The 22358-nt window shown below is 71.3% G+C and carries 20 protein-coding genes; 9 read left to right on the top strand and 11 right to left on the bottom strand.

The features are described from left to right. Positions 1-56 precede the first annotated feature (56 nt). The 4 genes from AC5WS8_RS05450 (at position 57) to AC5WS8_RS05435 (ending at position 2580) form a co-directional block, all read left to right on the top strand. Positions 57-278, top strand: a complete 222-nt coding sequence (locus tag AC5WS8_RS05450; protein WP_388573178.1) for a hypothetical protein — start codon at positions 57-59, stop codon at positions 276-278. A 54-nt stretch (positions 279-332) separates the two neighbouring features. After that, positions 333-1079: a DNA repair protein RecO gene (gene recO / locus AC5WS8_RS05445; RefSeq protein ID WP_496102128.1), complete on the top strand. Its 747-nt coding sequence runs from the start codon at positions 333-335 to the stop codon at positions 1077-1079. Positions 1080-1174: 95 nt separating this feature from the next. Continuing rightward, positions 1175-2014, top strand: coding sequence for an isoprenyl transferase (locus tag AC5WS8_RS05440; RefSeq protein WP_496102127.1), 840 nt, complete (start codon positions 1175-1177; stop codon positions 2012-2014). Between the two features lie 23 nt (positions 2015-2037). Then, the gene (locus AC5WS8_RS05435; protein ID WP_496102126.1) at positions 2038-2580 is read left to right on the top strand and encodes a YcxB family protein; all 543 of its coding nucleotides are present in this window, start codon (positions 2038-2040) and stop codon (positions 2578-2580) included. A gap of 137 nt (positions 2581-2717) precedes the next feature. Here AC5WS8_RS05435 and AC5WS8_RS05430 read toward each other — a convergent pair whose 3' ends face one another. The 4 genes from AC5WS8_RS05430 to AC5WS8_RS05415 form a co-directional block, all read right to left on the bottom strand. Beyond that, the gene (locus AC5WS8_RS05430) at positions 2718-3134 is read right to left on the bottom strand and encodes a Fur family transcriptional regulator (RefSeq protein WP_496102125.1); all 417 of its coding nucleotides are present in this window, start codon (positions 3132-3134) and stop codon (positions 2718-2720) included. A gap of 197 nt (positions 3135-3331) precedes the next feature. Further along, positions 3332-4234: a metal ABC transporter permease gene (locus tag AC5WS8_RS05425; protein WP_496102124.1), complete on the bottom strand. Its 903-nt coding sequence runs from the start codon at positions 4232-4234 to the stop codon at positions 3332-3334. Then, positions 4234-5070 (bottom strand): metal ABC transporter ATP-binding protein, encoded by an 837-nt coding sequence (locus AC5WS8_RS05420; protein ID WP_496102123.1) that lies wholly within the window; start codon positions 5068-5070, stop codon positions 4234-4236. Before AC5WS8_RS05420 ends, AC5WS8_RS05425 begins: the two co-directional genes overlap by 1 nt. Positions 5071-5087: 17 nt before the next feature. Beyond that, on the bottom strand, positions 5088-6047 hold the full coding sequence (locus AC5WS8_RS05415; RefSeq protein ID WP_496102122.1) for a metal ABC transporter substrate-binding protein: 960 nt from the start codon (positions 6045-6047) through the stop codon (positions 5088-5090). Between the two features lie 161 nt (positions 6048-6208). On the opposite strand from AC5WS8_RS05415, the gene AC5WS8_RS05410 reads away from it, so the two are divergent. Next, positions 6209-7591: a glycine--tRNA ligase gene (locus tag AC5WS8_RS05410; protein WP_496102121.1), complete on the top strand. Its 1383-nt coding sequence runs from the start codon at positions 6209-6211 to the stop codon at positions 7589-7591. 218 nt (positions 7592-7809) lie between these two features. Here AC5WS8_RS05410 and AC5WS8_RS05405 read toward each other — a convergent pair whose 3' ends face one another. From AC5WS8_RS05405 to AC5WS8_RS05395, 3 genes are all read right to left on the bottom strand, one after another. Further along, positions 7810-8289, bottom strand: a complete 480-nt coding sequence (locus AC5WS8_RS05405; RefSeq protein WP_496102120.1) for a hypothetical protein — start codon at positions 8287-8289, stop codon at positions 7810-7812. A 206-nt stretch (positions 8290-8495) separates the two neighbouring features. Continuing rightward, the gene (locus AC5WS8_RS05400; RefSeq protein ID WP_496102119.1) at positions 8496-8831 is read right to left on the bottom strand and encodes a hypothetical protein; all 336 of its coding nucleotides are present in this window, start codon (positions 8829-8831) and stop codon (positions 8496-8498) included. Between the two features lie 130 nt (positions 8832-8961). Then, positions 8962-10389: an MFS transporter gene (locus AC5WS8_RS05395; RefSeq protein WP_496102118.1), complete on the bottom strand. Its 1428-nt coding sequence runs from the start codon at positions 10387-10389 to the stop codon at positions 8962-8964. Between the two features lie 102 nt (positions 10390-10491). Here AC5WS8_RS05395 and AC5WS8_RS05390 point away from each other — a divergent pair, with 102 nt between their 5' ends. Together AC5WS8_RS05390 and AC5WS8_RS05385 are read left to right on the top strand one after the other, a co-directional pair. Then, positions 10492-11394, top strand: coding sequence for a helix-turn-helix transcriptional regulator (locus AC5WS8_RS05390; protein ID WP_496102117.1), 903 nt, complete (start codon positions 10492-10494; stop codon positions 11392-11394). 130 nt (positions 11395-11524) lie between these two features. Then, positions 11525-11833, top strand: a complete 309-nt coding sequence (locus AC5WS8_RS05385; protein ID WP_496102116.1) for a hypothetical protein — start codon at positions 11525-11527, stop codon at positions 11831-11833. A 75-nt stretch (positions 11834-11908) separates the two neighbouring features. Here AC5WS8_RS05385 and AC5WS8_RS05380 read toward each other — a convergent pair whose 3' ends face one another. Beyond that, positions 11909-13354, bottom strand: a complete 1446-nt coding sequence (locus AC5WS8_RS05380; RefSeq protein WP_496102115.1) for an MFS transporter — start codon at positions 13352-13354, stop codon at positions 11909-11911. A gap of 81 nt (positions 13355-13435) precedes the next feature. On the opposite strand from AC5WS8_RS05380, the gene dusB reads away from it, so the two are divergent. Continuing rightward, positions 13436-14578, top strand: a complete 1143-nt coding sequence (dusB, locus tag AC5WS8_RS05375) for a tRNA dihydrouridine synthase DusB (RefSeq protein ID WP_496102114.1) — start codon at positions 13436-13438, stop codon at positions 14576-14578. Positions 14579-14596: 18 nt separating this feature from the next. Here the strand turns inward: dusB and AC5WS8_RS05370 are convergent, their stop codons facing one another. The 3 genes from AC5WS8_RS05370 to AC5WS8_RS05360 form a co-directional block, all read right to left on the bottom strand. Then, positions 14597-16786 (bottom strand): sulfatase-like hydrolase/transferase, encoded by a 2190-nt coding sequence (locus tag AC5WS8_RS05370; protein WP_496102113.1) that lies wholly within the window; start codon positions 16784-16786, stop codon positions 14597-14599. 351 nt (positions 16787-17137) lie between these two features. Further along, a complete protein-coding gene (locus AC5WS8_RS05365; protein WP_496102112.1) occupies positions 17138-19075 on the bottom strand; it encodes an amylo-alpha-1,6-glucosidase in 1938 nt (645 codons plus the stop codon). Further along, entirely contained in the window at positions 19072-20625 is a 1554-nt protein-coding gene (locus tag AC5WS8_RS05360; protein WP_496102111.1) for an MGH1-like glycoside hydrolase domain-containing protein, read from the bottom strand. The genes AC5WS8_RS05365 and AC5WS8_RS05360 overlap by 4 nt, the downstream gene beginning before the upstream one ends. Before the next feature lie 121 nt (positions 20626-20746). Here AC5WS8_RS05360 and AC5WS8_RS05355 point away from each other — a divergent pair, with 121 nt between their 5' ends. Next, positions 20747-21967, top strand: a complete 1221-nt coding sequence (locus AC5WS8_RS05355; RefSeq protein ID WP_496102110.1) for an ROK family protein — start codon at positions 20747-20749, stop codon at positions 21965-21967. The last annotated feature ends 391 nt before the right edge of the window (positions 21968-22358 follow it).

Below are 22358 nucleotides of genomic sequence, written 5' to 3'. Positions count from 1 at the left end.
GACGTCGCTGCCCGGCTCGCGGCGACCCTGCGGGCGCGGCCGGCGGCGGAGGTGCGATGAAGAAGAAGCCGCCGATCGGGTCGTACGCCGTCGACACCCGCACCGGGAGGGTGGGCGTGGTCATGGGGCACGAGGGCCCGTACGTACAGCTGAGACCGTACGGCGGGGGCAAGGAGTGGGACGTCGAGCCGGAGGCCGTGCGCCCGGCGACCCAGGCGGAGCGTCTGCGGGCGGCGACGGCGTACGCCAACGCACGCAGTCGCGGGGAGGTCCCTTGAGGACCTGGGGGGACCCGGCCCGAGGCGGGCGAGCCGTAGGCGAGAATGGACGCCATGAGTCTGTTCCGCGACGACGGCATCGTGCTGCGCACCCAGAAGCTGGGTGAGGCGGACCGGATCATCACGCTGCTCACGCGGGGTCACGGACGGGTCCGCGCCGTGGCCCGCGGGGTGCGCCGGACGAAGTCGAAGTTCGGGGCCAGGCTCGAGCCGTTCTCGCACGTGGACGTGCAGTTCTTCGCACGAGGGAGCGAGCTGGTCGGGCGGGGCCTGCCGCTGTGCACCCAGAGCGAGACCATCGCGCCGTACGGCGGCGGAATCGTCGCCGACTACGCCCGGTACACCGCCGGCACCGCCATGCTGGAGACCGCCGAGCGGTTCACCGACCACGAGGGGGAGCCGGCCGTCCAGCAGTATCTGTTGCTGGTCGGGGGCCTCAGGACGCTCGCCCGCGGTGAGCACGCGCCGCACCTCGTGCTGGACGCCTTCCTGCTGCGCTCCCTCGCCGTCAACGGCTACGCGCCCAGCTTCAGCGACTGCGCGAAGTGCGGCATGCCCGGACCGAACCGTTTCTTCTCGGTCGCCTCGGGCGGGTCCGTGTGCGTCGACTGCCGGGTGCCCGGCAGCGTCGTACCCTCGCCGCAGGCCCTGGAACTGCTCGGCGCGCTGCTGACGGGGGACTGGGAGAGCGCGGACGCGTGCGAGGCGCGGTACGTCCGGGAGGGCAGCGGGCTGGTGTCGGCGTACCTGCACTGGCACCTGGAGCGGGGGCTGCGCTCGCTCCGGTACGTGGAAAAGTAGAGCGTCGCACGACATGGCGCCGACAGACCCATGGACAGCAGCAGAGCAGCACAGCGACCGAGCCGACAGACGAACAACCGAGGAGCGAGAAGCACATGGCCGTACGCGGGTTTCTGGGCCGCCAGCGCCGGGAGTACAGGACGCCGGAGCCGCACCCGTCCGGCGCGCGGCCGCCGAAGCTCCCCGGGGAGCTGGTCCCGAACCACGTGGCGATCGTCATGGACGGGAACGGGCGGTGGGCCAAGGAACGCGGCCTGCCCCGCACGGAGGGACACAAGGTCGGTGCCGAGCGCGTGCTGGACGTGCTGCAGGGCGCGATCGAGATGGGCGTGGGGAACATCTCCCTCTACGCCTTCTCCACCGAGAACTGGAAGCGCTCGCCCGACGAGGTGCGCTTCCTCATGAACTTCAACCGCGACTTCATCCGCAAGACCCGCGACCGGCTCGACGAACTCGGCGTGCGGGTGCGCTGGGTCGGCCGTATGCCCCGGCTGTGGAAGTCCGTCGCCAAGGAGCTCCAGGTCGCCCAGGAGCAGACCAAGGGCAACGACCGGCTCACCTTGTACTTCTGCATGAACTACGGCGGCCGCGCGGAGATCGCGGACGCGGTGCAGGCCATCGCTGAGGAGGTGAAGGCCGGCCGGCTCGACCCGTCGAAGATCTCCGAGAAGACGGTCGCGAAGCACCTGTACTACCCGGACATGCCGGACGTGGACCTGTTCCTGCGCCCGAGCGGCGAGCAGCGCACCTCCAACTACCTGCTCTGGCAGAGCGCGTACGCCGAGATGGTCTTCCAGGACGTGCTGTGGCCGGACTTCGACCGGCGCGACCTGTGGCGGGCGTGCGTCGAGTACGCCTCCCGCGACCGCCGCTTCGGCGGCGCGATCCCGAACGAGGAACTGCCGGCGATGGAGGGCCGGACCGAGGACAGCTGATCAGGGCGGTACGATCACGTCCCATGAACCAGGGGGAGACAACGGGGCGGGACTCGGCGCAGGACGTCGTCGAACTGACCTACCGGCCGGACGTCAAGGATCTGACGTCGGCGCTGCGGGCGCGGTTGCGGGTGAGCCGGGCGGGCCGCCGGCAGCGCTGGTTCCCGTATGTGATCGGTCTCTGCGTCGCCGTGGAGGTCCTGTTGCTCGCGACCGGACACGACGGACTGTCACCCGGCTTCCTGGTGGGGATGAGTGTGGCCGCCTGCCTGATGGCCCTCTCTCCATGGTTGCAGGCCCGCACGTTTCAGCGTCTCGCCGAGCGGCAGGGCCTGTTCCGGGTGACGGTGACGGACGCCGGTGTCTCGGTGGCCACCGACCACACCACGACGTCCGTCAGCTGGGCCGCGCAGCCCCGTTACCGGGAGACACCGCGTGTGTTCGTCCTCGTCAGCGATGACAAGAACGCCACCGGCTTCACCGTGCTTCCCAAGAGCGGCCTGTCCGCTCCGGCGGACGCCGACCGGTTGCGCGCGATCCTGGACCGCCACCTCACCCGCGTCTAGTGCCGCAGCAGGCGACGTTCGCCCGTCGAGGAGCGGCGTCCGGTGCGTGCTCTGGGGGCACCCCGTGCTCGAAGAGCTTGGGGGAGCGTGCCGGGCGTCGCGACGGGGCGAACGGCGCCCGTTGCGGCACAAGGGGCTCAAGCGCCCTGACCGGTGCAGTCGGCGCAGGTGCCGAAGATCTCCACCGTGTGGGCGACGTTGACGAAGCCGTGCTCTGCCGCGATCGCATCCGCCCACTTCTCCACCGCCGGGCCCTCGACCTCGACGGCCTTGCCGCAGACGCGGCAGACCAGGTGGTGGTGGTGCTCGCCGGTCGAGCAGCGGCGGTAGACGGACTCGCCGTCGGAGGTCCGCAGGACGTCGACCTCGCCGGCGTCGGCGAGGGACTGCAGGGTGCGGTAGACCGTCGTCAGTCCGACCGAGTCGCCCTTGTGCTTGAGCATGTCGTGGAGCTCCTGCGCGCTGCGGAACTCGTCGACCTCGTCGAGGGCCGCCGCGACAGCGGCACGCTGCCGGGTGGCGCGGCCCTTCACGGGCGGTCCTGCGGTGGTCACCGGTTGCCTCCTTCTTGATGGCTCGTTCGCCTGCGGGGTGCTTCGTGCCGGCGTCGAGACCGCGACCGTGCTCGGCCCTTCCGGCCTCCGCGTGCCTGCGCTCCGGACACCGGCCCGCCCCTCCGGCTCTCTCGCGGCCACGGCCACGGCCACGGCTGCGCCTGCCGGGCCATTGTGCCAGCCCGGCCCGGGCGTGGTCAGGCTCCGACCTCGTGCGCGGCCTCCCGGGTGGCCGGAATCGCGCACTCCGCGGGGTCCCCGGAGGGCTGTGCGGCGGCGAGTGCCCGCGCGCGTCGCCGGGCCAGCGGAGTGGCGAGCGCGGTCAGTGCGATGAAGGTCGCGATGGTCAGCAGCACGATCGTCGCGCCGGGCGGTACGTCCTGGTAGTAGGAGGTGATCGTGCCGCCGAGGGTGACGGTCACGCCGATGACGACCGCGATCGCGAAGGTCGCCGCGAAGCTGCGGCCGAGCTGCTGTGCCGCAGCCACCGGGACCACCATCAGCGCGGAGACCAGAAGGAGCCCGACCACGCGCATGGCGACGGTCACCGTCACGGCCGCCGTGACGGCCGTCAGCAGGTTCAGCGCGCGGACCGGCAGCCCCGTCACCCGGGCGAACTCCTCGTCGTGGCTGACCGCGAAGAGCTGGCGGCGCAGCCCCAGGGTGACCACGACGACGAAGGCCGCGAGCAGGCAGATCGCCGCCACGTCCGACTGCGAGACCGTGGAGAGGGAACCGAACAGGTACGACGTCAGGTTCGCGTTGGAGCCGCCCGGCGCGAGGTTGATGAACATCACGCCGCCCGCCATACCGCCGTAGAACAGCATCGCGAGGGCGATGTCGCCGCGTGTCCTTCCGTACCAGCGGATCAGCTCCATGAGGACCGAGCCGAGGACCGAGACGGCCGTCGCCATCCACACCGGGGAGGTGGACAGGAGGAAGCCGAGGCCGACGCCGGTCATCGCCACGTGCCCGATGCCGTCGCCCATCAGGGCCTGGCGGCGCTGCACGAGGTAGATGCCGACGGCGGGGGCCGTGATGCCGACCAGGACGGCGGCGAGCAGGGCCCGCTGCATGAAGGCGTAGTTCAGGAAGTCCATCAGTTCAGCAGTCCCGTGCGGATCGGCGCGGCGCCGGTGGCGTCATGCGCATCGAGGCAGTGGTGGGAAGCACCTCCGCCAAGGGCGGTGGTGGGTGACGGGTGGGCATGGTCGTGGCCGGGCAGGGCGTGTTGCCCCACGGCCTGTCCGGGCGGGCCGTCGTGCAGCACGCAGCCGTCGCGCAGGACGACCGCCCGGTCGATCAGCGGCTCCAGGGGGCCCAGTTCGTGCAGTACCAGCAGCACGGTCGCGCCGGAGGCCACCTGGTCCCCGAGCGTCCGCGCGAGCACCTCCTGGCTCGCCAGGTCGACGCCCGCCATCGGCTCGTCCATGATCAGCAGTTCGGGTGCGGAGGCGAGCGCGCGGGCGATCAGGACCCGCTGGTGCTGACCGCCGGACAGCGCGCCCACCGAGTCCTTGGCCCGGTCCGCCATGCCGACGAGGTCCAGGGCGTGGCGTACGGCCTCGTGGTCGGCCCTGCGCAGGATGCCGAAGCGGGCCCGGGACAGGCGTCCGGAGGAGACCACCTCGGTCACCGTGGCGGGCACGCCGCCCGCGGCCGTGGTGCGCTGCGGCACGTAGCCGACGCGCCGCCAGTCGCGGAAGGCACGCCGCGGTGTGCCGAAGAGTTCGATCTCCCCGGCGCTCAGCGGCACCTGGCCGATGATGCTTCGCACGGCGGTCGACTTGCCCGAGCCGTTCGCCCCGAGCAGCGCGACGACCTCACCGCGCTGCACGGCGAGGTCGATGCCGCGCAGGACGGGGCGTGCGCCCAGGTCGGCGCGCACACCGCGCATCGATATGACGGGCTCGCCCACGGCGTCCCTTTCGTCCATGGCGTCCTCCGTTGCGATCACTTGGTGCCCAATGCCGTCTGCAGGGCCTTGAGGTTGGACTGCATGACCTGGAAGTAGTCCCTGCCGCGGGACTTCGGCGTGATGCCCTCGATCGGGTCGAGGACGTCCGTCTTCAGGTTGGCGTCCTCGGCGATGGTCTTCGCGGTCTTGTCGCTGACGAGCGTCTCGTAGAAGACCGTGGAGACGCCGTCGGCCTCGGCCGTCTTCTCCAGGTCGCGAACGCGGGCGGCGCTGGGTTCGGACTCCGGGTCCAGGCCGTTGATGGCCTCCTCGATGAGGCCGTAGCGCTCGGCGAGGTAGCCGAAGGCGGCGTGCGTGGTGATGAAGACCTTGGTCTTCGTGTTCTTCAGGCCGTCCGCGTACTGGGCGTTCAGCTCGTCGAGCTTCTTCACCAGCGCGTCGGTGTTCTTCCGGTAGGTGTCCGCGTGCTGGGCGTCCGCCTTCTCGAAGGCCGCGCCGACGCCCTGGGCGACCTGGGCGTAGCGCACCGGGTCGAGCCAGATGTGGGGGTCCTTTCCGGCGGGCTCCTCGCTCTGGTGGGTGTCGTGGGCGGCCGCGTGCCCGCCGACCTCGTTGCCGTGCTCCTCCAGGGAGGTCAGGGCGGCGGCGTCGACCTTCGTCCTGATCCCCGACTGGGCCACCGCGTCGTCGACGGAGGGCTGCAGGCCCTTGAGGTAGAGGGCCGCGTCGGCCTCCTGGAGCCGGGCGGTCTGCTGGGCGCTGATCTCCAGGTCGTGCGGCTCCTGGCCGGGCTGGGTCAGACTGGTCACGTGGACGTACGACCCGCCGATCTGCTCGGCGAGGAAGGCCAGCGGGTAGAACGACGCCACCACGTCGAACTTGCCGCTGCCTCCCCCCGCGGCGCCGGCCGAGGAGCAGGCGGAGAGGGCTCCGAGGCCGAGGGCGGTGGCCGCCGCGACCGCGGTCCCGGGTATGAGGCGTCGTCGTGCGTTCATGACAGTCATTTTCATCAACAATGGAAACCGTTGTCAACAAACTCCTGTCCAAGCCTGGGAACGGCACCGATTTGATTGAGGGGGAGCCACCGCCGGTACCCTGAAGCATTCGCTTTGAAGCGTCTCGCTTCGTCGCCCGTCGTCGTAATGAAGAGAGCACCGTGGCCGCCGACAAGATCGACACCATCGTCAGCCTGAGCAAGCGCCGTGGCTTCGTATTCCCCTGCAGCGAGATCTACGGCGGTCAGCGTGCCGCCTGGGACTACGGACCGCTGGGTGTCGAGCTCAAGGAGAACATCAAGCGCCAGTGGTGGCGCTACATGGTGACGTCGCGCGAGGACGTCGTGGGTATCGACTCGTCGGTGATCCTGGCGACCGAGGTCTGGGTGGCCTCCGGTCACGTCGCCACCTTCACCGACCCGCTCACCGAGTGCACCTCCTGTCACAAGCGCTTCCGTGCCGACCATCTGGAGGAGGCGTACGAGGCCAAGCACGGCCGCCTCCCGGAGAACGGCCTCGCGGACATCAACTGCCCCAACTGCGGCAACAAGGGCCAGTTCACCGAGCCGAAGCAGTTCTCGGGTCTGCTCTCCACCCACCTCGGCCCGACGCAGGACAGCGGCTCGATCGCCTACCTGCGCCCGGAGACCGCGCAGGGCATCTTCACCAACTTCCTCCAGGTCCAGCAGACCTCGCGCCGCAAGCCGCCGTTCGGCATCGCGCAGATGGGCAAGTCGTTCCGCAACGAGATCACGCCGGGCAACTTCATCTTCCGCACCCGTGAGTTCGAGCAGATGGAGATGGAGTTCTTCGTCAAGCCGGGCGAGGACGAGAAGTGGCAAGAGTACTGGATGCAGGAGCGCTGGAACTGGTACACGGGTCTCGGCCTGCGCGAGGAGAACATGCGCTGGTACGAGCACCCGAAGGAGAAGCTCTCCCACTACTCCAAGCGCACCGCCGACATCGAGTACCGCTTCCAGTTCGGCGGCTCGGAGTGGGGCGAGCTGGAGGGCGTCGCGAACCGCACCGACTACGACCTCGGTGCCCACTCCAAGGCCTCCGGCCAGGACCTCTCCTACTTCGACCAGGAGGCCGGCGAGCGCTGGACGCCGTATGTCATCGAGCCGGCGGCGGGCGTCGGGCGCACCATGCTGGCCTTCCTGCTCGACGCGTACGTCGAGGACGAGGCGCCGAACGCCAAGGGCAAGATGGAGAAGCGCACGGTGCTTCGCCTCGACCACCGCCTGGCTCCGGTGAAGGTCGCGGTGCTGCCGCTGTCCCGGAACCCGGAGCTGTCGCCGAAGGCCAAGGGGCTCGCGCAGGCGCTGCGCAAGCACTGGAACATCGAGTTCGACGACGCGGGCGCGATCGGCCGCCGTTACCGCCGCCAGGACGAGATCGGCACGCCGTACTGCGTGACGGTGGACTTCGACACGCTGGACGACAACGCGGTGACGGTGCGTGAGCGTGACTCCATGAAGCAGGAGCGGGTGTCCCTCGACCAGATCGAGGGGTACCTGGCCGGGCGGCTCCTGGGCTGCTAGGCGCTCCGCACGGACCGCCGGGCGAGCTGGAGGATTCCGGCTCGCCCGGCGTTTTTCACGCGCGGGGGCCGGGGGACCGGCCCCGGTCGGGTCAGCCGGCGGTGCCGAGCACGGTGCTGCTGTCGGCCCGCCCCACCAGGGAAGGGCATCCGCCGGGGCGGACGCCCCCTCGCCACCGTGGCCTGAACAACCCGTCGAACCTGCGCGGTCACCGCACACTAGCCACGGTGTTCGTCCTCTTCTTGGGCGGTCTGCCGTCTGATCTCCGCACCGTGCGAGGACGATTCCTGCGCTCGTTGGGCGAAGGCGAGCTCCATGCCGGCCAGCAGCGGGTAGACGACGGACACCGCGAACGCTGTCACCGGCCAGGCGGCCACACCACCGAGGAAGTGAGCGATGCCCCAGGCCAGAGCAGCGGAGGAGCCCACGGACATCAGGCTCAACGAAATGCCCAGCGCTGTGACCGTACCGGGCTCCTGCTCCAGCGGGCGTCGGAATCCCATGGAAGTGACGGCCTCCAACACGCTGAAAGCGACGGCCGCGCCCAGCGCGAAATAGACAAGATGCGCTGATCCGGAGACCTTGGCCTCGGCGTTCAGCAGTCCGAGGGCAACGGTGATCACCACGGAGAACCCGTACGCCTGCCCGTTATTGCGCAGCGAGGCCCGCAGCCCATGTGCCATGTGCGTCAGACGCATGCCTGCCCATCTCCGTCCTGGGACATGTATCCAGCTTGCGCCGCACTGCTCGGCAGCCTCACCACGGTCCCCTGGGGCGGAGAAGCCGGCCCCTTCCGCGCGATGAGAACGACAAACAGAAACGAACGCCGGCAATCGTCCATCTACGGTACGCAAGCTAGCGCGGGCCCCCATCGAGTACGGCGCTCGAACCGCCGACCGCGGTCTCACAGCCCCCGTCCGGGAGGGGTACAGCGCCCCGACTGTACGAGCAAGGGACACAGCCGGGGGCGCCTCGCTGTGGTTGCGTCTTCGCTGCGACTTGCGTCGGGGACGTCCTGGGAGAGGAGGCGGCGGCCCCGGCCGATGCCCGGCTCCCTGTCGTACCGGTCGTCCGGGTGCCGGATGGCGGCGAAGCCCCGGAAGATCCGCGTGCCGTCGTGCTCCGCGGCCGCCGGCTGTGGGAGCTGACCCGCTGTCAGCGGGTGGTTGGCCAGTGCGCTGTTGTCCTCCAGCCGGTACCCGGGGCCGCCGCCCAGAAGTCCGCGAGGGCGGTGCGTCATGCGAGTCGACGACCGGTTTCCAGTCCAGGTGGCTGCCGTGCGACCACTGTTCCGTACGGCGCCGGCACCTGCCCGGGATGCGGGGCCCCAGTCTCAGGGGCTGCGGGGCCACGTCCGCCGGGAGGCCGCGTCAGCTGATCGTGCGCGGCAGGCGCAGGCTCAGGGCAGCCGTCAGGGCGATGCCGGCCAGTTGGACCAGCAGCGTCGTCACCAGCGCGTCCCGCATGCCCATGCCCGGTACCAGCGTCAGGAACAGCGTGCCGAGCGTCGCCACGCCCAGTGCCAACGCCGACTGCTGAGTCGTCACCATGACGCCGCTGCCGACGCCCGCCCGCGCCGTCGGCACTTCGGACAGGATGATCCGCAGCGTGATCGGCAGCTGGAGCGCCTGGCCCGCGCCCGCCACCGCCGCGCCGGGCAGCAGCTGCCACACGCCCAGGTGCGGCCAGGAGCGCCAGGCGGTCACGACCAGCAGCCCGATGCCGACCGCCTGGATCAGCCCGCCGACGGTCACCACCCGGGCGCCGAAGCGGGCGACCAGCCGCGGCCCCCACAACGAGACCACGAAGAACGCAACCGCCATCGGCGTCAGCGCGAGACCCGCGGCGACCGGCCCGAGCCCCGCGCCCTGCTGCAGCGACACCGCGATCACGAACATGAACCCGCTGAAGCCCATCGAGAACGGCACGATCATCGCCAGCCCCCGCCGCAGCGACGTGAGCGCGAGCAGGCTCGGCGGCACCAGCGGCGTACGGCCCGTGCGGTCCGCGCGGCGCTCCACCGCGTAGAACGCCCACGCCGCGAACGGGAACGCGGACAGCGCCAGCCAGGTCCACAGCGGCCAGCCCGCGGCCCGGCCCTCGGTCAGCGGCGCCAGCAGGGTCAGCAGCGACACGGCGAGCAGCACCGTGCCGGGCCCGTCCACCGGCTCCGGGTGCTGCGAGCGGGTCTCCGGGACCGCCCGCGCGCCGAGGAACAGGCCGACCACCACGACCGGCACGTTGACGAGGAACACCGAACGCCAGCCGGTGCCCCAGACGTCCGCCGCCACCAGCACACCGCCGAGGATCTGCCCGGCCACCATGGAAAGCCCGGCCGTCGCGCCGTACAGGCCCATCGCCTTGGCGCGGCGCTGCCCGCTGGTCGCCGCCTGGATGGTGGCGAGCACCTGCGGCAGCATCGCCGCGGCCGCCGCGCCCTGTGCCACGCGGGCCGCCACCAGCGTCCCGGCGGTCGGGGCGAGCCCGCACGCCAGCGAGGTCGCACCGAAGGCGGCCATGCCGTAGAGGAAGAACTCACGCCGGCCGAACAGGTCGCCCAGCCGGCCACCGAGCACGAGCAGCACGGCGTACGACACCCCGTACCCGGCGACGACCAGTTCGAGGACGGCCTCGCCCGCGTGCAGGTCCCTGCCGATCGTCGGAAGGGCGACGTTGACGATGAAGAAGTCGATGAGAGGCAGCGCCGCGCCCAGCAGCACCGTGAACAGTCCGAGCCCGCCCAGCCGGGGGGTCGCCACCGGCGGGCGGACGGTACGGGAAGTGAGAGTCTCGGTCACGCCATCGAGCCTCCGCCGACTCTCAGAGTGGTACCAGAGTGTCCTTATCCTGGTACCGGCACTACCTGGAAACAGGCTCGGCGGGGCGGCAGGCTGGGGGACATGACGACCATGGTGCAGGAGACGGCGGCGGCCCGGGAGACCGAGGCGCCCGATCGGCGCGCCTCCGAGATCCGGCGGCACGAACTGGCCGCCTTCCTGCGGCACCGCCGCGAGCACATCACCCCCGAGCAGGTCGGACTGCCCCGCGGCCGGCGCCGCCGCACCCCGGGGCTGCGCCGCGAGGAGGTCGCGCAGCTCGCCGCGGTCGGTGTCACCTGGTACACCTGGCTGGAGCAGGCCCGGGCCATCCAGGTCTCCGTCCAGGTCCTCGACGCCCTCGCCCGCACCCTGCTGCTCGACGCCAGCGAACGCGCCCACCTGTTCAACCTGGCCGGGGCCGTCGACCCCGCGCCCGGGGCGCACTGCCCGTCGGTCACCGACGCCCAGCGCATCCTGCTGGAACAGCTCGAGCCGCTCCCGGCGTGCATCTCCAACAGCCGGTACGACATCCTCGCCCACAACCGCACCTACGGCCTGCTGATGTGCGACCTCGACGCCGTCCCGCCGGCGGACCGCAACTGCATGGTGCTGTGCTACACGCACCCGGACTGGCGCGCGGCGATCGTCGAGCACGAGGCGACCATGCGGCTGATGGCCGCCAAGTTCCGCGCCAACATGGCCGATCACCTCGGTGAGCCCGCCTGGAAGATGCTGCTCAACCGGCTGATGACCGAGTCCGCCGAGTTCCGCGAGGCCTGGGAACTGCACGAGGTGGTCGGCGCCCGCAGCAAGCGCAAGCAGTTCCGCAACGCCCATGTGGGCCTGCTGACCCTGGACCACACCGACCTGTGGCTCGGGCCGAACAACGGGCCCCGGATGGTGACGTACGCGCCGGCGGATCGGGAGTCACGGGAGCGGCTGGAGAAGCTGCAGGCGATCGCGTTGGAGCGGAGTGCCGCGTGAGGTGGGAGGCGCGACGGCCTGATCCGTTGGGGTGCCCAGGGCTTCGAGCCGGCGTTCCTTCTCTCCGGCGGGAAGGGCTTCTTCGGCTGATTCGCCCCGCGTGTCGGCGCTGTCCGGGCACGGATCCCTCATGCCGCTCCAGCGCCGTCTCAAGGCCGACTCGCCCACCCTGGCCCAGTCCACACGGGACCTCGCGGAGCAGTTCCTGGAGGACCTGCGCGACTGGGCGCTCACCCGCGAGGCCGACGAGGTCGCCGCGGCCCTGCAACTGAACGTGGCCCTGGCTGCCAACCGGACCGCCTACCAGCTCTGGGGCCCCGACGACCCCTACGAGCGCTACCTCCAACTCCTCGACGAGTGCCCGCACCGCGCGGGCACCGGCTTCACCACCAAGGCTGAAATCGCGGAGGGCTCGGACACGACTGCGGCCCTGGAGTAGCTCCCGGCGGTACTGCCCGAACCGGGAGAAGCGGACTGCGCGACCTTGAACGTCAGCGAGTGATCAAGCAGAGCGCTAGGCGGAGATGCCCGAGGCCTCACGAACCTCGGGGGACCGGAGCCGGTCGGCCGTGCGTTCGGCCGTCCTCCTGGCCCACCGGCCGGTGGTGAGCGCTCCGAGGATCAGCACGGCCGCACCGCAGGCGACGAGGATCCACCAGCCGGGGCGGGCCGCCGAGACGAACGTCTCCCGGTAGGCCGACGCCGTGACGCCGGAGGCCAGCACTGCGCCGACCACGGCCACGCCGAGGGTCTGGCCGAGCTGGCGGCTGGTGGAGGCGACCGCCGCGGCGACGCCGGCCTGGGCGCGGGGCATGCCGGAGACGGCGGTGTTGGTGATCGGGGCGTTGACGAAGCCGAAGCCGATGCCGAACAGGATGTAGCCGACGAGCAGCATGGTGTTCGACGTCTCCGCCTCGAAGGCCGCGAACAGCACCGCGCTCGCGGTCATCGCGCAGCCCGCCACCAGCAGCGGCAGACGCGGCCCCCGGTTGCCGACCAGGCGGCCGGACAGCGGGGCGCACAGCATCGTCGGGGCCGCCAGCGCCAGCATCCACAGGCCCGCGTGCAGTGCGTCCAGGCCGCGTACGTTCTGCAGGTACAGCGTGGACAGGAACAGGAAGCCGCCGAGGGACGCGAACGCGCTGATGGCGATCACCGTGGCGCCACTGAACGGCACCGAGTGGAAGAAGCGCAGGTCGATGAGCGGTTCGGTGCGGCGCGGCTCGTACCGGAGCAGACCGAGCAGCGCCACGAACGCCACCGCGGCGAAGGGGACGATCGTCGCGGCACCGGCGTCCGGGGCCTCGATGATCGTGTACGTCAGGCAGCCGAACAGGGCGATCACCAGCAGCTGGCCGATCGGGTCGGGGCGGCGCGCCCTGGGCGCCCGGGACTCGGGGACGAAGCGCAGGGTGAGCAGGAGCGCGGCCAGTCCGACCGGCAGGTTGACCCAGAAGATCGACCGCCAGCCGACCGACTCCACCAGCAGCCCGCCGACGAGCGGGCCCGCGGCCATGGATATGCCGACCACGGCACCCCACGCGCCGATCGCGCGGGCGCGTTCACGAGCGTCGGTGAAGGTGTTGGTGATGATCGACATCGCGACCGGGTTGAGCATCGAACCGCCCACCGCCTGCACCATGCGGAACACGACCAGAAGTTCGAGGTTCGGCGCGATCGAGCACAGCAGGGAGCCGAAGCTGAAGACGGTCAGGCCCGCCATGAAGACCCGCTTGCGGCCGATCCGGTCGGCCGTGGAGCCGGCGAGCATCAGCAGCGAGGCGAGGACCAGCGTGTAGGCGTCGATCGTCCACTGCAGGCCGGACACGCTCGCGTGCAACTCCCGCTGCATGGAGGGCAGCGCCACATTGAGGACGGTGTTGTCGAGACTCACGATCAGCAGGCTCATGCAGCAGATCGCGAGCACCAGCAGACGCCGGCGGTGGCTGAGCTCGGGCATGGCCCCATGATACGCCGACATCGATAGTGTGTCTAACTAATGACTGCTCCATGGTCATGGCCGATACGCGACAATGGGCCAATGCCCATGACCGAGTCCCCCCTGCAGATCGGCCCGCACACCGTCCGGCCGCCCGTCGTGCTCGCGCCCATGGCCGGTATCACGAACGCGCCGTTCCGGACGCTGTGCCGAGAGTTCAGCGGCGGCAAGGGCCTGTTCGTGAGTGAGATGATCACGACGCGGGCGCTGGTCGAGCGGAACGACAAGACCCTGCAGCTGATCAAGTTCGACGCGAGCGAGAAGCCGCGGTCGATCCAGCTCTACGGCGTGGACCCGGCGACCGTCGGCAAGGCCGTCCGCATGATCGCGGAGGAGGACCTCGCCGACCACATCGACCTGAACTTCGGCTGCCCGGTGCCGAAGGTGACCCGCAAGGGCGGCGGCTCCGCGCTGCCCTACAAGCGGAACCTGCTGCGGGCGATCCTGCGCGAGGCGGTCAGCGGGGCCGGCGACCTCCCGGTCACCATGAAGATGCGCAAGGGCATCGACGACGACCACATCACCTACCTCGACGCCGGGCGGATCGCCGTCGAGGAGGGCGTCACCGCCATCGCGCTGCACGGGCGCACGGCCGCCCAGCACTACGGCGGCACGGCGGACTGGGATGCCATCGCGCGGTTGAGGGAGCACGTGCCGGAGATCCCGGTGCTGGGAAACGGCGACATCTGGTCGGCCGAGGACGCGCTGCGGATGATGCGCGAGACGGGTTGCGACGGGGTGGTCGTGGGCCGCGGCTGCCTCGGGCGTCCGTGGCTGTTCGCGGACCTGGTGGCGGCGTTCGAGGGGCGTACCGACGACTTCCGGCGACCGACCCTCCGCGAGGCCGCCGACGTCATGGTCCGCCACGCCACCCTGCTCGGCGAGTGGATCGGGGACGAGTCGAAGGGCGTCGTCGACTTCCGCAAGCACGTGGCCTGGTACCTGAAGGGCTTCGCGGTCGGCTCCGAGATGCGCAAGCGGCTCGCGATCACCTCCTCCCTCCAGGAGCTGCGCGCCGGCCTCGACGAGCTGGACCTCGACCAGCCCTGGCCGGCCGGCGCCGACGGACCCCGCGGCCGTACGTCCGGCAACAACCGGGTGGTGCTGCCGGACGGCTGGCTGAAGGACCCCTACGACTGTGCCGGGATCAGCGAGGACGCGGAGCTGGACACCTCCGGAGGCTGAGCCCGCCCGCGCCGGTGCTCACTTCCTGGCGTGGGGGGTCGAGCCGTAGGCCGTGAGGAACTTGTCGCGGAAGGCGCTCATCTTCCACACCGGGGCGTCGTGCGCCGGGCGCAGGCCGTCCGTCCAGCCCCAACTGCCGATCCTGTCCAGTACCTTGGGGTCCTTGGCGACGATCGAGATCGGCACGTCGTGGCTGGCGTTGTTGCCGCTGACATGGGCGTTCGCCTGGTGGTCGCCGAGGAAGACGAGCACGGTGTCGTCCTTGCCGTAGCGCTGCAGCCACTCGGACAGGGCGGTCACCGTGTACTGCACGGACTTGCCGTACTCCTGCTTGGAGTGCAGGTCGCTGGTGTAGGTGTAGGAGGGCTCGTGGCCCGCCTTCTCGATGGAGTCGAAGATCGATCCGTCGCCCAGCCGGTCCCAGGGGACCATCTTGGGGATCGGTGCCCAGGGCGTGTGGCTGGAGGTCAGGATCACGAACGACATCCGCGACTTGCCGTCGGCCGGCTGCTTGCTGTGCACCAGCTTCTGGTACTGCTCGAGGGTGTACTGGTCCGGCATGGTCGACCAGCTGAACTTGGGGCCCTTGTAGCCCAGCTGGAAGGCGTTGTAGACCTTGTCCAGGCCGTACCACTTCGCTTCCGGCCAGCCCTTCTGAACGCCCGGCATGATGCCGACGGTGTCGAAGTCACCGGTCTTCTTGAAGGCTTTCGTCAGGGTGAGGTGGTCGCCCGCGCCGCCCCGGGTCACCGTCCGGTAGCGGTTCTGGTTGTTGATCCACAGGCCCGACATGGTCGTCGAGTGGCCGAGCCAGCTGCTGCCGCCGTACGTCGCCGAGGTCAGCCAGCCGCTCCTGGCGTGGAAGCCGGCCTTGGCGAGGGCCTTGGTCTGCCCGTCGAGCGTGGCGTCGACGCCGGGCCCCTCGACCGGGTCCTCGAGGGCGCTGCGGCCGTAGCTCTCGATGAACGTGAAGATCATGTCCTTGCCGCGCAGGTCGGGCACGAGCTGGGAGCCCGGGGTGGCGCCGAAGGCGTCGACCCGCTCGGTCTTCGCGAAGACCCGCTCGTCCCTGATGGTCTGACGAATGAGGTCGGAGCGGACCTTGAGCATCGTGACGGTGCGCTCGGCCGCCAGCGGCACGCCGCCGAACTGGAGGCTCAGGACCGTGCAGGTCATCCACACCATGCTGAGGACGAGAACGGTGCGGGTGGTGGTGAAGCGGTGCCGGGCCATGACGCTGCTCAGCCGGACGACGGAGAGTGCCGAGACGGTGAGGACGACGAGGACGATCGTGATGGCCGCGACGAGGGTCCCGAGGGCGCCCGCCCCGCCCAGGGTGTCCTGGAGGTAGGAGTAGGCATCGCCGAAGAGGGGCCAGTCGAGGATCGCGTTGAAGTCGCGGCCCAGATACTGGTAGAAGCCGGCGTCGAGCACGTTGAGCACGGTCTGCACGCCGAGCGCGACACCGCCGAGCCAGGCGGCGACCAGCCGTGGCCGCCGGGGCAGAGCGGTCAGCACGACGGCTCCGATCAGTGCCTCCACCGGGATCCGCGTGAACATCTCCGGCCTGAAGCTCGCGGGCCTGTTGGGCATGACGAGCGAGGCGACGACGAGGACACCGGCCAGAACGGTGACGGTGACACCGAGGACGCGGGCGGCGAGCGGGTGGTCGGCCTGCCAGGTGCGCAAGCGGAAGCGGGGGCGGAAGCGGAGGCGAGGGCCGTCGGCCATGGCGGCTCCGCTTTCCGCCGCCTCGCTTTCAGCGCCCTTCTCGGCCCCGTCTTCGGCTTCCTCGTGGGCCCTGTCTTCGGCCCCGTCCTCCAACCCGTCTTCGGCCTCGGTGCCAGGGGACGCGGCGGGTTCGCTCTCGGTGGCGGTTGGGGTGAGGGCGACGGGCCCGGCCGCCGACTCCGTGTCGGTCTCGCGGGCGCGTGCCGCCGTGACGTGCCCGGGCTCACGGGTCGCGGCGTCCGCCTCGGCCTCGGGTGCCAAGTCGTGGTCCGTCTCGGCGTCGGGTGGCGTGTCGTGGTCCGTCTCGGCGTCGGGTGGCGTGTCGTGGTCCGTCTCGGCGTCGGGTGGCGTGTCGTGGTCCGTCTCGGCGTCGGGTGGCGTGTCGTGGTCCGCCTCGGCCGTGGGGGACTGCGCGGCGTCCGGCTCCGCCGTGCGGTCGGTGGGCTCGTCGGGAGCGGCCGCTGTCTCCTCCGGCACCGGCGGCTCGCCCTCCTCCGCAGGCAGGCCCCCGTCCGCGGCTGCCCCAGCCTTGCTCGTCGTGTGTGGTGCGCGCGTGTTGAGAGGCAACCCGAGGGTCCTTCCGTGCGAAGCCCGTGGTGGAGGGCGGGCCACGCTGGGGAGGCCTGGCCCGCCGTCATCCCGTACGGGCGGCCGGGTACATGCGTTCACCACGGTGCCCCAGCGCCCGGCAAACACCCGGCAAATCCCAGGTCAACCGACTCCGGGGACAAGCTGGACCGCGGAGGCGAACGGTCGGAGGAGGTACCGCCCCGGGGCCGCGCGCCGCCCGCCCATTGGCTCCGCGCGGTCCCGGGTGTCTGTGCGGGGCTAGGCCCCACCCACCGCCGTGAGCAGGGCGAGTGGCGCCGCCGCCGAGCGGGACTCGCGGACGCAGGCGTGCGGGTAGGGCACCGGCTCCGGGTGGGTGTCGCGGTCGTATCCGGCCAGCACCTCCGGCAGCCGGTGGCCCGTCGCCGTCGCCGCGTCGACCAGGGCGTGGGCGACCGTACGGGCCTCGTCGTGCAGGCCGTAGCGGGCGAGGCCCAGCGTGATCAGGGCGTTGTCGTGCGGCCAGACCGAGCCGCGGTGGTACGACATCGGGTGGTACGCCGACTGGTCCGCGGCCAGGGTGCGGACGCCCCAGCCGGAGAAGAAGTCGGGTTCGAGCAGGCGGCGGCCCACCAGTTCCCCGTACTCCTTGTCCAGCAGGCCCGACCACAGCAGATGCCCCGCGTCCGAGGCCAGCGCGTCCACCTGACGGCCCTCGCCGTCCAGCGCCAGCGCGGGGAACGCCCGGTCGTCCATCCAGAAGTCCCGCTGGAAGCGGTCGCGCAGATCCCCGGCCGCCTGTTCGAGCAACGCGGCGTAGACCTCGTCCTCCCACACGGTGCGCGCCAGGTGCGCGGTGCGGCGCAGCGCGTCGTACGCGTACCCCTGCGCGCCCGCCGCCATCACCGGCCCGGTGGGGCGGCTCCCGTCGGCGGAGCAGATCGCGCCGGGGGAGTCCTTCCAGTTCTGGTTGGCGAGGCCGCCCCGGTCGGCGCGGTAGACCAGGTAGCCGCGCGAGGTGAGGCCGCCGTGGTCCAGCATCCAGCCGATCGCCGCGCGAGCGTGCGGTTCCAGACGGCGGGCCGTCGCCGCATCACCGGTCTGCTCGACGTACGCCCCGAGCAGCACCAGGAACAGGGGCGTGGCGTCGACCGAGCCGTAGTAGCGCCCGTACGGGACCTGCCCGAAGTGCGCCAGCTCCCCGTCCCGTACCTCGTGCACGATCTTGCCCGGCTGGGCGACCGGACCCGTGGCGACCTCGGTGGCCTGGGTCGCGGCGAGTGCGGGCAGGGTGGCCGCCGCCAGTTCGGGGCGGTAGGGGAGCGCGAAGAGGGAGGTCAGGAGTGCGTCACGGGCGAGGAGCGTGAGGAACCAGGGCGCGCCGGCAGCCGGCACGCGCAGCTCCTCGCCGTCCGGACCGGCCGCCGGGATCTGGAGCGCGGCCAGGTCGGACAGTCCCCGCGCACAGGCGGTGGCCAGCTCCGGCCAGCCGGTGGGGAAGGCGATGCCCTCCATGAACTCGCCCTCCAGGCGGAGGAGCCGGTGGTTGGCGGCGGCCGGGGACGCGGGGACCACCGGGTCCTGCGCCGCCCCGTGCGGCCGGGCGGCGACCCGCAGTGCCAGTTCCGCCGAGCTGTGCGGCTGAAGTTCCAGTGTCCACACCAGGCGCCGGGCGCCCGTGCCGGTCTCCTCGACACCGTCCGGTGGGGGCTCGGCCGTGACCTTCGTACCGGAACGCCACTCGCCGCGCCGGTAGCCGAACTCCACGCCGTCCTCGAGGACCTGACGCGAGCGCACGGCACCCGTCTTGGCATACGTACGGTGGTCGGAGCGCAGCTCGAACTGGTCCGTGAAGTCGGCGTCGGCGGTGACCGCGACCCGGACCGTGGTCGGCACCGGGCGGTTGCTGGTGAGGCGCAGCGACTCCACGAACGCGCCGTCGACGACGGCCTGTTCGCGGAAGAGCGTGTACGCGGGCGGCTCCTGGCGGCCTCCGCGCGGCACGAGCACGCAGCGGGCCGTGTCCCCGTCGGCGACCGGCGTCAGCGTTTCCGGCACCGCGCCGTCCAGGGTGAGCTGCCAGCGGCTGAGATGGCGCGCGTCCCGTACGAACAACCCCGACGGGGAGTTGCCTCCCCGCACCCCGCTGATGTCCCCGCTGTCGCTCACGGCGGCGAACGTCCCGCCGCACACGAGCAGATGATGCCGGTCCGTCATCCCCGGTCCCCTCCTTTGTCACTCGTGTCGAACGTGCCGGTGCCCGTCGGGGACACGCCCTGTCCGGGGTGGTCGTGGAGCAGGTCGAGGGTGAGGGCGGCGGTCCAGCCGAAGCCGACCGCTCCGCACGCCTCGCCGGTGTACGGGTCGACGTACTCCGCGAAGTCGGAGGTGCCCGCGGTGTCCAGCAGTGCCTCGCGCAGCGCGTCGGCGTCCGCCTGCTCGCCGTGCACGCGCAGCCCGCGCTCCAGCAGCCAGCCGGTGTTGAACCAGGCGGGCCCGCGCCAGTACCGGTGCGGATCGAAGGCCTCGCCGAGCAGGTCGTAACTCGGCACGAGCCGGGTGGCGTCGCCGAGCGAGAAGTGCGGTCCGCGCAGGGTGCGGACGAGGGTGGTGGCGATGTCGCGCGGGAGGGCGGGCAGCAGCAGGGGGACGAGGCCGGAGACGGTGCGCTCGGGGACGAGGACGCCCCCGTCACAGGCGTACACGTCCCGGCAGAAGAACATCCCCTCCGCGGGGTCCCACAACCGGTCGACGAGGGCTCCCGTCAGGCGCTCCGCGCGGGCGTGCCGTGCCGTCCCCGGTGCGCCGAGCTCCTGTGCGATGCGGGCCAGCGCGTGCTCCGACGCGATCAGCAGCGCGTTGAACGCCGGGTCCTCCACCGCGAACGCGCCCGTCCCGCCACCACCGCCCGCGACGGAGGCCCTGCGGGCCACCGCCCTGTCTGTTCCGTCCGCGTATCCGCCGTCGCGGTACTCCGTCGCCAGTCGTACGTACCGCCCGTAGTCCAGATCCGTCGGCCGGTCCTCCGGCGCGCCGTGGGCCAGGTCGGCGCGGCGGAACGAGCGGGCCGGGGCCGGTGTGATCCGGGCGAGCGGCGCGTCCCAGGCGGGGCTGTTGTCCATGCCCTGCTCCCAGGGATGCACCACCGAGGCCAGCCCGCCGCCGCCCAGGTCGCGGCGGTGCAGCAGATAGCGGTGCCAGGCCGCCAGGTGCGGGTACACCCGGGCGAGGAAGCCGCGCGCCCGGGACAGCCCCGGATCGGCCAGGTGCACCAGCCAGGCCGCGAGCGCGTGCACCGGTGGCTGCACGATGCCCGAAGTCTGTACGGTGCGAGGGGCGCCCGCGGCGCGCCCGGCCGTGGAGGAGCGCCAGAAGTCGGGGCTCGGGAAGTACGCGTCCAAGGGCACGGAGGGGTTGAAGACGATGTGCGGAATCCGCCCGTCCGCCCACTGCGCGTCCAGCAGCGTCTCCAGCTCGGTCTGCGCCCGTAACGGCGAGATGTGGCGCAGCCCGATCGCGATGAACGCCGAGTCCCACGACCACTGGTGCGGGTAGAGCCCGCGCGAGGGGACCGTGGAGGTGCCCGTCCAGTTGGCGTCGAGTACCCGCGCCGCCCTGACGTGCAGCGATCCGGGAGCGGCCGCATCGTGTACACGGGCCTCGGAAGCGGTCGTCCCCCACGGGCCGGACGTGGCCGGCGAGCCCGGGGGATACCCGGGAGGCGTGAGTTCCGTACGGTGGGCGGCGAGTTGGGTCGTGCGGTCCACTCAGGTCTCCCCGAAAGACGTGCGGTCCGAGCGGTTCGGCAGTGGCTACCGTAGAGTTACGTCTATTTAACACGCAAAACTCAATATGTAATGCAAGGTTGGTGAACGCAAGGGGGTGCGCATGAGTGGAAGAGCCGGAAAGCCGGGTGCGTCGGCCGGTGCCGGAGATCTGCTCGAACTGGTGCGCAGCGGCCGCGCCACGACCCGGGGCGCCCTGCAGCAGGCCACCGGCCTGTCCCGGGCCACGGTCGGCCAGCGCCTGGACCGGCTGTTCCGGGCCGGCTGGCTGCGCGAGGGCGCGGGCGGACCGGTCGACTCGCCGCTGGGCGGACGCCCCTCGATCACCCTGGAGTTCGACGACGAGCATGCCGTGGTGCTCGCCGCCGACCTCGACACCCGGCACGCCCGTGCCGCCGTCCTCACCCTGGCCGGGGAGATCCTGGCCGAGCACACGGGCACCCTGCTCCTGGAGGACGGCCCGGACGCCGTCCTCGGCGAACTGGGTCGCTGGCTCGCGGGACTCCTCGACAGGGTGGGTCACCAGGCGCGCGAGGTCTGCGGGATCGGCCTCGCCGTGCCGGGGCCCGTCGACAGCGACACCGGTCGGGTCGTGCAGCCGCCGATCATGCCGGGCTGGGACGGCTACGACATAACGGGGCGCCTCTGCCGCGCCTTCGCCGAACAGGTGGGCGATGCCGCCGACGTGCCCGTCCTGGTCGACAACGACGCGAACCTGATGGCGTACGGCGAACAACGCACCGCGCACCCGGACTGCGGGGCGTTCGTGCTGGTCAAGGTCTCCACCGGGATCGGCGCGGGCGTGGTCGTGGACGGCCGGATCTACCGCGGCATCGACGGGGGTGCCGGCGACATCGGGCACATCCGCGTCCCCGAGGGCGCCGACGCGCTGTGCCGGTGCGGGTCCTACGGCTGCCTCGCCGCCGTCGCGAGCGGTGGTGCCGTGGCGCGCCGGCTGTCGCGGGCAGGGGTGGCGGCCGCCTCGGGCTCGGACGTGCGGGACCTGCTGGCCGCGGGGCACCCGGAGGCCGTCGCGCTCGCGCGGGAGGCCGGGCGGAGGGTCGGGGAGGTGCTGGCGACCGTGGTGACCCTGCTGAACCCGGGGGTGCTGATGGTCGCGGGCGACCTGGCCGGGACGCCGTTCCTCACGGGCGTGCGGGAACTGCTGTACCAGCGGGCGCTGCCCCGCTCCACCGCGCACCTGGACGTGGTGGTCTCGCGGCTCGGGGAGCGGGCGGGGCTCGTGGGGGCCGGCGCGTTGGTCGTCGAGCACCTGTACGCACCGGAGCGGGTGGAGCAGCGGCTGAAGGCACTGGGTGTCTGAAGCCCGGGTCGACTCGGGCGTCCTCCCCTGTCGTGTGCGTGACAGTCGTATGTCCCTTCGGATCCGCGTCCGCATGGTGGAATCGGGCGACCTCGGTTAGCGTGATTCTCGCCACCCCTGATAGGGGTTGCGCTCAGATGAGCGGATCTTGGGCGGTTGCACTTCCTCAAGGGGTGGCACTGAGTGTCACGCCGCGATCGTTCATCGATCGAAAATCAGAAGTGCCGAGAGCTGCTCATGTGAGCATCAAACCCCCTCTACGGGCGTTGATGTCTTCAAGAAGTGAAAACATCGCCCGGTTGCCACTTGCCAAGGCTTGACTTTCGATCCGGTGGCGGACGAGTGGTTACGGGCGCATGACGCGCAAGTGGACGTACCCAGACGCCTTTGA

It is taken from the genome of Streptomyces sp. PTL18, assembly GCF_059510295.1.
This window is presented reverse-complemented; position numbering and strand designations above follow the sequence as displayed.

Bases quoted from the DNA above. Each gene is read 5' to 3' on its own strand.
- AC5WS8_RS05450 (WP_388573178.1), top strand. From the start codon at position 57: ATGAAGAAGAAGCCGCCGATCGGGTCGTACGCCGTCGACACCCGCACC.
- recO (WP_496102128.1), top strand. From the start codon at position 333: ATGAGTCTGTTCCGCGACGACGGCATCGTGCTGCGCACCCAGAAGCTG.
- AC5WS8_RS05440 (WP_496102127.1), top strand. From the start codon at position 1,175: ATGGCCGTACGCGGGTTTCTGGGCCGCCAGCGCCGGGAGTACAGGACG.
- AC5WS8_RS05435 (WP_496102126.1), top strand. From the start codon at position 2,038: ATGAACCAGGGGGAGACAACGGGGCGGGACTCGGCGCAGGACGTCGTC.
- AC5WS8_RS05425 (WP_496102124.1), bottom strand. From the start codon at position 4,234: ATGGACTTCCTGAACTACGCCTTCATGCAGCGGGCCCTGCTCGCCGCC.
- AC5WS8_RS05420 (WP_496102123.1), bottom strand. From the start codon at position 5,070: ATGGACGAAAGGGACGCCGTGGGCGAGCCCGTCATATCGATGCGCGGT.
- AC5WS8_RS05415 (WP_496102122.1), bottom strand. From the start codon at position 6,047: ATGAACGCACGACGACGCCTCATACCCGGGACCGCGGTCGCGGCGGCC.
- AC5WS8_RS05405 (WP_496102120.1), bottom strand. From the start codon at position 8,289: ATGCGTCTGACGCACATGGCACATGGGCTGCGGGCCTCGCTGCGCAAT.
- AC5WS8_RS05400 (WP_496102119.1), bottom strand. From the start codon at position 8,831: ATGACGCACCGCCCTCGCGGACTTCTGGGCGGCGGCCCCGGGTACCGG.
- AC5WS8_RS05390 (WP_496102117.1), top strand. From the start codon at position 10,492: ATGACGACCATGGTGCAGGAGACGGCGGCGGCCCGGGAGACCGAGGCG.
- AC5WS8_RS05385 (WP_496102116.1), top strand. From the start codon at position 11,525: ATGCCGCTCCAGCGCCGTCTCAAGGCCGACTCGCCCACCCTGGCCCAG.
- AC5WS8_RS05380 (WP_496102115.1), bottom strand. From the start codon at position 13,354: ATGCCCGAGCTCAGCCACCGCCGGCGTCTGCTGGTGCTCGCGATCTGC.
- dusB (WP_496102114.1), top strand. From the start codon at position 13,436: ATGCCCATGACCGAGTCCCCCCTGCAGATCGGCCCGCACACCGTCCGG.
- AC5WS8_RS05365 (WP_496102112.1), bottom strand. From the start codon at position 19,075: ATGACGGACCGGCATCATCTGCTCGTGTGCGGCGGGACGTTCGCCGCC.
- AC5WS8_RS05355 (WP_496102110.1), top strand. From the start codon at position 20,747: ATGAGTGGAAGAGCCGGAAAGCCGGGTGCGTCGGCCGGTGCCGGAGAT.